This is a genomic window from Arcicella sp. GW821-FHT09D11 (genome assembly GCF_059416265.1).
In genome coordinates this window covers 175,947-188,966 of record NZ_JBWKOV010000003.1, presented here as the reverse complement: position 1 = coordinate 188,966, position 13,020 = coordinate 175,947, and the positions used below count along the sequence as shown (strand labels likewise).

The 13,020-nt window shown below is 36.2% G+C and carries 7 protein-coding genes; 3 read left to right on the top strand and 4 right to left on the bottom strand.

The genetic code is table 11. The features are described 5' to 3' along the window. Window positions 1–89: 89 nt before the first annotated feature. Window positions 90–740, top strand: coding sequence for an ABC transporter ATP-binding protein (locus AC07N0_RS10975; protein ID WP_492799714.1), 651 nt, complete (start codon window positions 90–92; stop codon window positions 738–740). Window positions 741–795: 55 nt separating this feature from the next. Here AC07N0_RS10975 and AC07N0_RS10970 read toward each other — a convergent pair whose 3' ends face one another. Further along, entirely contained in the window at window positions 796–1,632 is an 837-nt protein-coding gene (locus AC07N0_RS10970; RefSeq protein WP_494589208.1) for a phytanoyl-CoA dioxygenase family protein, read from the bottom strand. A 147-nt stretch (window positions 1,633–1,779) separates the two neighbouring features. Here AC07N0_RS10970 and AC07N0_RS10965 point away from each other — a divergent pair, with 147 nt between their 5' ends. Beyond that, a complete protein-coding gene (locus AC07N0_RS10965; protein WP_494589207.1) occupies window positions 1,780–2,643 on the top strand; it encodes an AraC family transcriptional regulator in 864 nt (287 codons plus the stop codon). A gap of 59 nt (window positions 2,644–2,702) precedes the next feature. Here AC07N0_RS10965 and AC07N0_RS10960 read toward each other — a convergent pair whose 3' ends face one another. Next, window positions 2,703–4,193 carry a glutamate synthase subunit beta gene (locus AC07N0_RS10960; RefSeq protein WP_492799711.1) on the bottom strand — a complete coding sequence of 497 codons (1,491 nt, stop codon included), beginning with the start codon at window positions 4,191–4,193 and terminating at the stop codon, window positions 2,703–2,705. Window positions 4,194–4,326: 133 nt separating this feature from the next. Then, a complete protein-coding gene (gene gltB / locus AC07N0_RS10955; protein ID WP_494589206.1) occupies window positions 4,327–8,898 on the bottom strand; it encodes a glutamate synthase large subunit in 4,572 nt (1,523 codons plus the stop codon). Between the two features lie 885 nt (window positions 8,899–9,783). Between gltB and AC07N0_RS10950 the strand changes: the two genes are divergently transcribed. After that, complete coding sequence (locus tag AC07N0_RS10950; protein ID WP_494589205.1) at window positions 9,784–12,006, top strand: T9SS type B sorting domain-containing protein; 2,223 nt, start codon at window positions 9,784–9,786, stop codon at window positions 12,004–12,006. Here AC07N0_RS10950 and AC07N0_RS10945 read toward each other — a convergent pair whose 3' ends face one another. Next, entirely contained in the window at window positions 12,007–12,939 is a 933-nt protein-coding gene (locus AC07N0_RS10945) for a ribonuclease Z (RefSeq protein ID WP_494589204.1), read from the bottom strand. Window positions 12,940–13,020 lie beyond the last annotated feature (81 nt).

Genomic DNA, 13,020 nt, shown 5'->3' with positions numbered 1-13,020 from the left:
CTAAGAAAGTAATTATTCAAGACAAATATAGTAATTCCACATTTTTTATCGTTGTTTTGTTTCAGCGAATATTCATTGAAAAAGAAAAAATGTTAGTAGTTAAAAATATCACAAAGACCTACGGAAACTTAAATGTTTTGAAAGGTATTGATTTACAGATTAATCAAGGAGAAGTAGCATCTATTGTCGGAGCTTCTGGGGCAGGGAAAAGTACGCTCTTGCATATTGCGGGTACACTCGATAGACCTGATACAGGACAAGTATTTATTGATAATACAGAAATTACTAGCTTGAAAGATAGTGCTTTGGCTAAATTTAGAAATGAACGACTTGGCTTTATTTTTCAGTTTCACAACCTTTTAGGTGAATTTACAGCCCTAGAAAATGTTTGTATGCCTGCGTATATTGGAGGGAAAAGTAAAAACATTGAGCAGAAGGCCGAAGAGCTTTTAGTATTGTTGGGCTTGAAAGATAGGATTCACAATTTACCTTCGCAGATGTCTGGTGGGGAACAACAACGAACTGCCGTTGCACGTGCATTGATTAATTCGCCATCAATTATTTTTGCGGATGAACCTTCAGGAAATTTAGATTCAAAAAATGCACAAGAATTACACGAGCTTTTTTTTAACCTCCGCGACCAATTTAATCAAACGTTTGTCATTGTTACGCATAATGAAGAACTGGCCAATATGGCGGATAGAAAATTAGTCATGCAGGATGGCTTACTATTGAGTTGATTAATGAGGACTTGTTTTAACCCTCATTTTATTATTCTATTGGAATACCCACGGTTTAATCATGGGTATTTTCGTATAGTACTGGATTAATAGGAGTGTTTATTATTTCGCCAACTTTAGCACCGGGACACCAAGTTTTCCAATCGGCTTCTTGATTTTTATTATTAGGTTGTTTCAGAACCATGTCTTTATCCATATAAATCATGGTCATCACTTCCCGCATTTTATCCGTTTGGTTAGCCCCAGCTCTATGAAAAAGCCAGCCTGAATGAAAACTCACTTCTCCTAACTCGAATGGTTCAGTAATTTGTTGAAAGTCTCCCAACCTTAATTTTTGCTGGATTTCTACCTCGCTATCATCACTTATTGCTAGGTTTCTGCCTTCTTGCATCAAATGGCTTTTAGCACTGAACTCTAACGGACCCATCTCTAACGGGGTTTCCTGTAATGGTATCCAAGCCGTAACGGTTTTATCACTTGCCAAAGGCCAATAATATTGGTCGGCATGCCAAGGAGTGAAACCTCCGTGAGGTTCTTTAAAAAGTGCTTGGTCATGATATATCCTAACCCCCTCTACTTGCATTAAATCGCTAGCGATTTTTGCAATTCTTTTACTGAATACAAATTCCTTAATGGTAGCACTATGAGTCCAAATATTCATGATTTGTAAGAAAGCTTTATTATAAATATCCCTTTCGTTAAGCGGCAAATGCATGGTATTTAGTTCACGTACTTTTTCTCTTATGACAAGATTATAGAGATTAATTATATCTTTATTAAATACATTTTTGAGTTTTATATAGCGGTATTCTTGGTAAAACTCAATTTGTTCTCGACTTAAATTGTAAGGCTCTTTAAGAGCATCCAAAACGGATGTGGCGATTTCAAACATTACATTAAGGTTTTGTATTCAGCAAAGAATTGACTTGCAAAGCTATTTATAATACAAAAAACTATTCGGCACTAAAAATTCAAAACATAACACTATATTGAATTTTAAAATTTATAATCATAACTTTAGGTAAAAAATAGTGTTTAGATGAAAGCAATACTGGAAGATTTGAGTGCAGATGCCTATGTGAATTCATTCAGAATTAACCAATACAGCACGCCACATTTTGAATATAAATGGCATTATCATCCTGAATTTGAGTTGACACTTATTGAAAGTGGTGTAGGAGATAGATTTATAGGGGATTCTTTTGAACGTTTTCAAAAAGGAGATTTGGTCTTGATTGGTCCAGATTTACCCCACACATGGATGAGTGATAAAGAAAAAAACATAGTTTCAGCCGCGGTAGTCATACAATTTTCCAGTCATTTTATTGAACGTTTTTTAACCCTGAACGAATTTAATCAATTGAAAAAAATATTGACTATTTGTGGTCAAGGTTTGTATTTTCCTAAACCTACAAATGAAATTATCCATAAAATGGCAAATATTAGTCAAACACAAGGGATTGCAAGGGTTAACGCTTTACTGGAAATATTTGATATGCTTACAGTATTGGAGTATCAAGTATTAGCATCTCCGTTTTTCCAACCTATTAAAAATGAAGAAAATGAATTAAGGATTAATACAATTTTTGAGTATATGTTAAGGAATTCATCAAAAAATATGTCGTTAAAAGATGTTGCCGATTTAATTCATTTATCAGAGAGTGCGTTTTGTAAATTCTTTAAAAGAATGACGGGCAAAACTTATTCTGATTACTTAAACGAAATTAGAATAGGCAAGGCGTGTTTATTATTGACAGAATCAGATAAGACAATCGCTGAAATAGGTTTTCAAACGGGTTTTGAAAGTATTACTTACTTCAATAGAGTATTTTTAAAAAAGAAAGCCAGAACACCTAGTGAATTCAGGAAGGTAAGCAGAAATAGGATAGAAGTATTGGCATAAAAAGCCGTCAATTCTTTAGAATTGACGGCTTTTTATATGCTAAAGCAAGCTAGGTTATGTTATACTACAGCAAAACTTGACACATTTTTAGCTTCTAGTACAGATTGTCCCATCAGGTAAATATCAGCAGCACGAGCAGCTTCTCTACCTTCTGAAATAGCCCATACTACTAATGACTGTCCTCTGCGCATATCTCCAGCAGCAAATACTTTATCTATTGCTGTTTGATAGTTATAGGCCTTTACATTGCCTCTTTCGTCAAATTCTAAACCTTTTTCTTCCAATTGTGCTAAGATACCTTCACGTTGTGGATGTAAGAAACCTGCTGCAATTAATGCTAACTCAACAGGAATTTCACGGTCGTTTTTATGAACTTGATGAGCTTTACCATCAATCACTTCTAATGCAATGTCTGCAATTTTAAGGGCTTTTAGGTTACCATTTTCGTCACCAACAAACTCTTTTACTGCGATAGACCAGTGACGGTCAGCTCCTTCTTCGTGCGACGTTGAAGTACGCAACATCATTGGCCAGTTTGGCCACGGAGTATGCGCAGCTCTTTCCAATGGAGGCATTGGCATTACTTCAACCTGCGTAACAGATTTTGCTTTATGGCGGTTTGAAGTACCAACGCAGTCAGAACCAGTATCACCACCACCAATTACTACCACATTTTTATCAGTAGCATAAAGATCTCCCATAGAATAAGGCATACCCATGTGGTTTACTTCTCGTTCTATACCAGATACTCTTTTGTTTTGTTGTGATAAGAATTCCATAGCAGGATACACACCTTTCAAATCAGAACCAGGTATTCCTAATGTTCTTGGCACTGTTGAACCGCCTGAAAGAATGACTAAATCAAAATCTTCCAACAAATCGTCAGCCTTGATGTCAACACCAACATTTGTATTCGTTTTGAAAACAATTCCTTCTTGCTCCATTACTTCAACACGACGTTGAACAACCCATTTTTCTAATTTGAAATCAGGAATACCATAGCGTAAAAGTCCACCGATTCTATCAGCACGTTCAAAAACAGTGACAGTATGCCCAGCTTTGTTTAGCTGTGCCGCTGAAGCCATTCCTGCAGGACCAGAACCTACTACTGCTACTTTTTTACCTGTGCGTTTGGTAGGAATGTTTGGTTTTACTAAACCATTACCGAAAGCGTATTCGATGATAGATTTTTCGATATACTCAATCGTTACAGGAGGTTTATTGATACCTAACACACAAGCAGATTCGCAAGGTGCTGGACAAATACGTCCTGTAAATTCTGGAAAATTATTGGTAGAAGAAAGAATCTCATACGCATAAGCCCAGTTTTGATCATAAACTGCATCGTTGAATTCGGGAATAATATTGCCTAGCGGACAACCACTGTGGCAAAAAGGTACCCCACAATCCATACAACGACTTGCTTGAGCTTTTACTTTATCCGTAGTAAAATCAATATCTATTTCTTTATAGTCTGCGACACGTTCTGTTACGAGTCTTTTCTTTGGAGTTTCTCTAGTAACCTCTAAAAATCCTGTTGGTTTTCCCATTTCTTTAATTTGAAAATTTGAGGATTTGAAAATTTGAAATCAACCTTGTATAATTTTTTCTATAGTGATTGATTTTGGGATGCGTCAACTCAAATTGATTTGAATTGACGCATTTTCAAGTTTTCAAATGATATTAATGTGCAATTTCTACTTGAATATCTTTGTAAACAACATCCTTGTTTTCTAAAACCTCTGCCACACTGATATTGCGTGAAGCAAGTGCTTTTTTGAAATCTTGAGGCATTACTTTTAAAAACTGTGGTAGAGTAGTAGCCCAATTATCAAGAATCGTTTTGGCAGTATCCGAATCTGTATATTGTAAATGTTGTTCTACATACATTTTCAAGATATTTTCATCTTCAACGGTCAATTCTTCAATGGCTACCATTTCTGGGTTTAATTTAGGAGCAAAATCTCCTTTTTTGTCCCAGATATAAGCTACTCCACCAGACATACCCGCACCGAAGTTTCTACCAGTTTCGCCTAAGATAACTACTAAACCGCCCGTCATGTATTCACAACCGTGGTCGCCAATACCTTCTACAACAACTTTAGCACCCGAATTTCTTACACAGAAACGTTCACCAGCCATACCTCTTAAATATGCCTCGCCAGATGTTGCACCATAGAATGATACGTTACCAACTACGGCATTTTCAGATGGGTTGAATGTTGCTTTTTTACTAGGATATACAATTAGTTTAGCTCCACAAAGTCCTTTTCCGATATAATCGTTAGAGTCTCCTTCTAATTCAAATGTGATACCATTTACAGAGAACGCACCAAATGATTGGCCAGCAGTTCCGTTAAATTTCACATGGATAGTGTCGCTAGGTAAACCTTTTGCACCGTATTTTTTCGTGATTTCGTTTGAAAGCATCGTACCAATCGTACGATTCACGTTAATCACACTTAATTCACCCGTTACTTTTTCTCCACTTTCAAGGGCTGGTTTGGCAATTTCCAACAATTTCCAATCAATCTGGTCTTGTAAACCATGGTCTTGATCTTCTTGTTTGTATAATGCTACATCCAATGACATTGGTTGTTTGTACAAGATTGGTGATAAATCTAAATGTTTAAGTTTCCAGTTGCTTAAAGCTTCTTTCATTTCTAATCTATCAGCCTGACCAACCATTTCGTTAACCGTTCTGAAACCTAATTCAGCCATGATTTCACGGAATTCAGTTGCCAAGAACGTAAATAGATTTACTACGTGGTCTGGGTGTCCAGTATATAGTGCTCTTAAACGTGGGTCTTGCGTTGCTACACCTACTGGGCAAGTATTCACATGACATTTACGCATCATGATACAACCTGCTGTCACTAGGGCTGCTGTTGCCACACCGAATTCTTCAGCACCTAATAAAGCCGCTACTGCTAAATCTTTACCAGTTCTGATTTGTCCATCCGTTTGAACAGTAACACGTCCACGCAATTTGTTTCTTACCAATGTTTGGTGTGCCTCTGCTAAACCAAGTTCCCAAGGTAAACCAGCATGACGGATTGATGAAAGTGGAGATGCTCCAGTTCCTCCATCGTGTCCAGCAATCAAAATATGGTCAGCATGTGCTTTTGCTACACCCGCTGCAATCGTTCCTACGCCTGCTTCTGATACTAGTTTTACTGAAATTCTAGCTGCACGGTTAGCATTTTTCAAATCGAAAATTAATTGTGCTAAATCTTCGATAGAGTAAATGTCGTGGTGAGGAGGAGGAGAAATCAAACCAACCCCTGGAGTAGAGTGACGCGTCTTACCAATCCAATCATCTACTTTATGACCAGGTAACTGTCCACCTTCACCAGGCTTAGCACCCTGAGCCATTTTGATTTGTAGTTCAGTAGCATTCGTTAAATAATGCGCCGTTACACCGAAACGTCCAGAAGCTACTTGCTTGATAGCAGAGTTCATAGAATCTCCGTTTTCAAGAGGATTAAAGCGGATTGGGTCTTCACCACCTTCACCCGAGTTAGATTTACCTCCGATACGGTTCATCGCAATGGCCAAAGTAGTATGGGCTTCATACGAGATTGAACCGAATGACATCGCACCTGTAGCAAAACGTTTGAAAATACTTTCAATCGGTTCTACTTCGCTAATATCGATTGATTTACCTTTCTTGAATTTAAGCAAACCACGTAGAGTCATCGCTTTTTCAGATTGGTCATCAATTAATTTAGAATATTTTTTATACTGAGTATAGCTATTAGTCTTCGTTGATTGTTGTAAAAGGTGAATAGTATCAGGGTTGAACAAGTGGGCTTCACCACGTTGTTTCCATTGATAAATACCTCCAACTTCCAATTTAGGATTAGCCACTGGTAACTCAGGGTAACCGTTTTTGTGTTTGATTAAAGCTTCTTTAGCAATACCCTCTAAATCGATACCACCGATTCTTGAGATAGCACCTGCGAAATAAGTATCAACTACTTCTTTCCCTAAACCAACGATTTCGAAAATCTGAGCACCTTGGTATGATTGAAGTGTTGAAATACCCATTTTAGAGAATATCTTCAATAATTCACCATTAACAGCCTTGATATAATTAGCCTGTAGTTTTTCATAAGGGTAATCTACTTGTAGAATACCTTTTTCCTTCATACCATTGATTGTCTCAAATGCCATGTAAGGGTTTACTGCCGAAGCACCAAAGCCAATCAGTGTAGCGAAATGATGTGTTTCCCAAACATCACCAGCTTCTACAATCAAGCCTGTTTGGGCTCTCTTGCCTTTTCTGATTAAGTGATGATGTACAGCACCTACCGCCAATAATGATGGAATAGGAGCATGTGAAGAATCAACACCACGGTCAGTTAATAAAATGATAGCATATCCATCATCAACGGCATCTTCCGCATATTGACAAATTCTGTCTAACGCTCTTTTTAATTGACCTTTTTCTCCCGTAGCACGGAAAGTAGTATGGATAGATTTCGTTTGGAAGTTTTTGTGGTCTATCCAACGAATCTTCTCTATTTCACCATTTGTTAAAACTGGCTGACGAATTTCAATCTGACGGCAATGCTCAGGAGATTCTTTCAACAAGTTTTTCAAACCACCGATGTCTGATAAAAGCGACATTACTGTACGCTCACGGATTGAGTCAATTGGTGGGTTGGTTACCTGAGCAAACAATTGCTTAAAGTAATAAGATAAATGTTGAGCTTGGTCTGAAAGGATAGCCAATGGCGTATCTACACCCATTGAGCCTAACGCTTCTTTACCCGTTTCAACCATTTGTGAAAGAATTACTCTTAAGTCTTCAGTAGTGAAACCGAATACTTGTTGACGCAATAATAATTCACGTTCAAATGGCGTACGGTATTCAGCACCTGCGGCTGGTAAATCTTCTACTTTGATTTTATTCGTTTTCAACCACTCTCCGTAAGGATTCTGTTGACAGATTTTTTCTTTTAATTCATCGTCAGGAATAATACGACCAGCTTCCATGTCTACAACAAACATTTTACCTGGTTGTAAACGACCTTTTGATACAATTTTAGCAGGATCAATATCCAATACACCCGCTTCAGAAGCCATGATTACGAAATCGTCATCAGTAACCCAATAACGAGATGGACGTAACCCATTTCTATCTAATGTAGCCCCAATCATTTTTCCATCCGTGAATGAAATTGAAGCAGGACCATCCCAAGGCTCCATCATGGCTGCGTGATACTCATAGAAATCTTTCTTGTATTGCTCCATTTGCTCGTTGCCGTCCCAAGCTTCAGGAATCAACATCATCATCACGTGTGGAAGCGAACGGCCACTCATATACAATAATTCGATAGCATTATCCAAAATGGCAGAGTCAGATTGTCCTAATTGACAAACTGGTAAAATCATGTCCATTTCTTCCTTAGTGAAGTGCTCTGATTCAAACAATGCTGATTGAGCCTGCATCCAAGCGGCATTACCTTTTACAGTATTAATCTCACCATTGTGACCGATAAAACGGAATGGCTGAGCAAGTTTCCATTCAGGGAAGGTATTTGTTGAGAAACGTGAGTGAACAATTGCCAAAGCAGAAGTAAATTCTTCACGTTTTAAATCATCAAAATATCCTGGCACCTGCATTGTCGTTAACATACCTTTGTAAATGATAGTATGAGCAGACAATGAAGCAAAGTAAAATTTATTATCTAAACCTTTAACTGTTTCGTTGATGATACGAGCCGTGTACTGACGGAAAACATACAATTTCCTTTCAAACTCCATTTCATCCGTGATGGTAGCTGGACGTTTGATGAATAATTGCTCCATTTGTGGTTCTGTATTTCCAGATTCCGCACCTAGAATTTCAGAATTGTCACATGGAACTACACGATAACCCAAAATTTCTAAGCCTAAGCGTTTGGCCTTTCGGGTAATGATTTCCTTACATTCTTCACGAATTGTCTTGTCTTTTGGAAAGAAGGTCATACCTACTCCGTATTCACGGGCAGCAGGTAAATCAATACCTAAATTTGTACATTCTTCCAAAAAGAATTCATGAGGAATCTGTAATAAAATTCCTGCACCGTCACCTGAGTTAGGGTCACAGCCGCATGCACCACGGTGGTCCATTCGAATGAGCATCTGGATTGCATCCGTAACTACCTTATGAGACTTGCGTCCTTTCATGTTTGCTACGAAGCCGATTCCACAAGCATCATGCTCGAATTCTTTACGGTACAAACCTTTATTGTCGAAATTAGTCATGGTAATGGGTCTGTTTTAAATTTACTAACAGAGAACTTGAGATTATGTTAGTGGCAATTGTTTTGCTATAATATTGAAAAATTGTCAGTGAAATAGAGTATAATTTGTAAATAGTAAAATTGAAGTAAGATATAATATTTACTAAAACTTTATGGAAAATGAAGAATGTATTGTTATCTGTTTCGCTATTACAAAGATATACAAGAAATTCTTTGGAAAAAATAGCATTTTGCCGAATAATCATCTGAATGATATAATTTCAAGAATTCGTAAAATTTAATCTTAGTTAGATGCAATTTTTTAAAGGTATTCCTTAAAACATTGTTTTTTGAATATGATTATTATTTTCATAAAAATAAGGCTTTTTTAATCTTAAATTTTATGTTTTTACAATTTTGAATCATTTATACGTTAAAATTTAATTGAAAATATATCAAAATTTCATTTTTGTTTAATTTATAAGTTTTTTGTAAAAAAAATTACTTTTTTGTTCATTAATCACTTAAAAAGCTTCAAAAACTAAAAATGTTTAATCTTGTATCGGAATATTTTATCCTAATTGCTTGGCTATTAGCCTATTAATTCTATAGTGTTAAAATGATATAGAAATTTTTAAAACGATATAAAGATATTTAAATTTTAGCCTATTTACGAAGCGTCTTTTTTGTTTGTTCAGGCTTTTAATAATAAAAAGCTGTATTATGTATATATTTAACGTAGCTATAATTCGTTTAGAAGTCATTAACAAAACATATTACAATAATATAACTGAATTTAACAAAAATTGAAGGAATTAAGAACAACCTTTAGCACTTAAATATTGTCAGTAATATTATAGAATACTTTGTTAATCAATGATTTTGTAAACCTCCTGTTTAAAATAATATGAAAAAAACTATACTCTTAATTATAATCATTTTCTTCTCGTTTTTTCAAGTGCAGGCCACCCACATCGTTGGGGGTGAAATAGATTTACAAGTAGTGAAGAATGAAGGAGGTTTCACCCACAGGTTGAACCTTAATTTGTATTTTGACGATATTAATGGTCAAGTAGGAGCAAAAGACGCTATTATCACATTAGCTGTTTTCAGGAAAAGAGATAACTTATTCATGGGGCGTGGGGATTTATACATTGTCAGCGATAGTTTAATTAGCTACTCTAATCCAAGCTGTGTCCAGAATAATTCTGTAAGAACGCGGCTAATGCGTTACAGTAATTTAGTGTATTTAGACCCTGATAGGTATAATGATCCTGACGGCTATTACTTTGCATGGGAACGTTGTTGTAGAAATAATATTATTACTAACATTCAAAATCCAGAAGCTGCTGGTTCGGTATTTTATTTGGCTTTTCCTGCTCAGAAGCAAAACGGAAATGCATTCACTAACTCATCTCCAAAATTTGGCAAACTTACTGGTGATTATATTTGTAGAGGACGCCCCTTTGTTTTTGAATTTGGCGCTACTGATGCAGATGGAGACAGCCTAGTTTATTCTTTAGTAACGCCCTATAATGGCTATTCAAGCACACTGGCTCCTAAGCCAGACTTGCCAACAGGAAGTAGCAATTATCCGCTTGTGCGCTGGCAAACAGGTTTTGGTGTTAATAACATGATACCTGGGCCTCAGCCGCTAAGAGTAAATGCCAGAACGGGACAACTGACTGTAACGACGGATTTATTAGGCTTATATGTGTTTTGTGTGCTAACAGAAGAATATAGAAATGGCAAGAAGATAGGAGAGGTGCGAAGGGACTTTCAGTTGAAAGTGATAGACTGTCCGACAAATAATCCTCCTCAAAGCTTTTTAAGAGAGAAAGGGAAAGGTGTTTTTACGGATGTTACTCAAACCATAACAATGAAGGCTGGAGACAAGAAATGCCTAGATTTTTTGGTGACTGATTTAGACCCGAATCAAACATTAAACTTAAAGATTCAGCCAACTAATTTTACGGGGGCATTTACGTTATCCCCAACATCCATTCGTACCAATACTTATAAAGATACGCTAAGGGCTGAATTATGTTTTGATGAATGTACGGCTAGCTTTGATGGCAAGCCATTACTTTTTGATTTAATAGCCTCAGATGATGGTTGTCCGCAACCTTTGATAAGTACTTTAAAAATAAAGGTAATTATTGAACCAGCCTTGAACAATAAACCAACCATTTCTACAGATTTATTAAATAGAAAAGGCGAAACTGTCATTAATAATCTCCTGAAATTTAATTTATTCGGGCAAGATATTGATAATGATAATATCATCATTACGGCCAAAGGAAGAGGGTTTAATCTTGCTGATGTGGGAATGAATTTTGGTTCTGTTACGGGACTAGGAACGGTTAGTTCTCCTTTTACTTGGACGCCGCCCTGTACTGCCGTCAGAGCTAATGATTATATCGTAGATTTTTATGTTATCGATACACGATGTGGTAGAAATTTAAAAGATAGTATCTCCGTTAATTTAAAGGCTTTACCAATTGATAGCCGACCACCCAACGTTGTGACTTCTTTAGCCAAAAACGAGATTGAAATTATATTAGATGGAACCGATGTTCAACCTATTAATTTTGATGTTACTTCGCAAGACCCCGATGCTGACCCTATAAAATTGTATGCTATAGGCAAAGGCTTTGATTTATCGAAAATAGGAGCAGTATGGACAGATAAAAATGGTGTAGCAAAAATAATTAACCCTTTTGCATGGAAAATAGACTGTAGTTTATTGAATGGAAACGATCAGGCAAGTTATGTGATTAATTTTATTACGGAAGATAATTCCTGTAGCCCCAATAGATTTGATACAGTATCGGTGAATGTAGTATTGAAAAGTAAAATTGTTGATTACCAGACTTTTAAGCCAGTAAATGTCTTTACGCCCAACGGAGATGGAAAGAATGAATACTTTACCCTGACAGACTTACCTGAGAATAATTGTTTTGAAAAATTTGAATACATCCAAATTTTTAATCGTTGGGGGTCGATGATTTATGAATCTAAAGAGAGGGATTTCAAATGGTCTGGTGGAGAGCACGCTTCTTCAGAATATTATTACTTATTGAAATTCACTAAACGAGAGTTCAAAGGATGGGTCAATCTTATTCGGTAATTAAAGCCTGATATTAATATCACGTATTTTATGGGTTTCACCTTCTACGGCTAAATAGGTGTTCATAAATACCTCACGAGCTTCTGCTAGATGAGTATCCAATTCTTTGTATCGTGAAGAATAATGACCGATAATAAGCTTGCCTACGTGTGCTTTTTTGGCAATCAAGGCAGCTTGTTTGGTCGTAGAATGATTGGTTTGGATAGCCCTTGGTAATAATTCATCCAGAAAAGTAGCTTCATGATACAACAAATCTACATTTTTAATGATGTCAATAATGGCTTCGTTATAAAGCGTATCAGAGCAAAATGCATAGCTACCACTTTTTAAAGAAGGGATAGTATAGTCTTCATTTTTATATTTAATACTGCCATCATCATTCAAAATATCTTCCCCATCTTTCAATCGTTTGATTTGCTCAAAAGATAAATCTGTGGGTCTGGTAGTCTTAATAATTTTTCTTTTTTTCCTTCTTTCTTGAAACAAGAAACCACAACAAGGCACCCGATGAATTAATGGGATGGTGGTGATTTTTACGTGTTCGTTCGTAAAAAGTAAGTACGATTTTTCTGTTTGTGTTTCGGTAAAATGTATTTTAAAATTTAAGCGAGTATCAGAATACTTTAATTGGATAGTAATGATTTCTGCTAAACCTTTCGGTGCAAAAATCCATAAATCTTCTATTCTACGATGCATATTTAATGTAGATAAAAGTCCGATTAATCCAAAGAAATGGTCACCGTGGAGATGGGTAATAAAAATATACTTGAGTTTTGTAGTCCTGATTTTATAATGAAGTAACTGATTTTGAGTGCCTTCTCCACAGTCAATCAAATAACCATCCTGCTCAATCTGTAAGTGATGAGCCGTTGGGTTTCTCGTTAAAACGGGTGTGGCAGAGCCTGTGCCTAAAATGGTTAGTTGAAAACTCAAATTATTTGCGGATTGTGTAAATATTGAAATTAATATTAGTGTAATAATTCAATATATTGATTTATGTGCAAGAGGTCATTC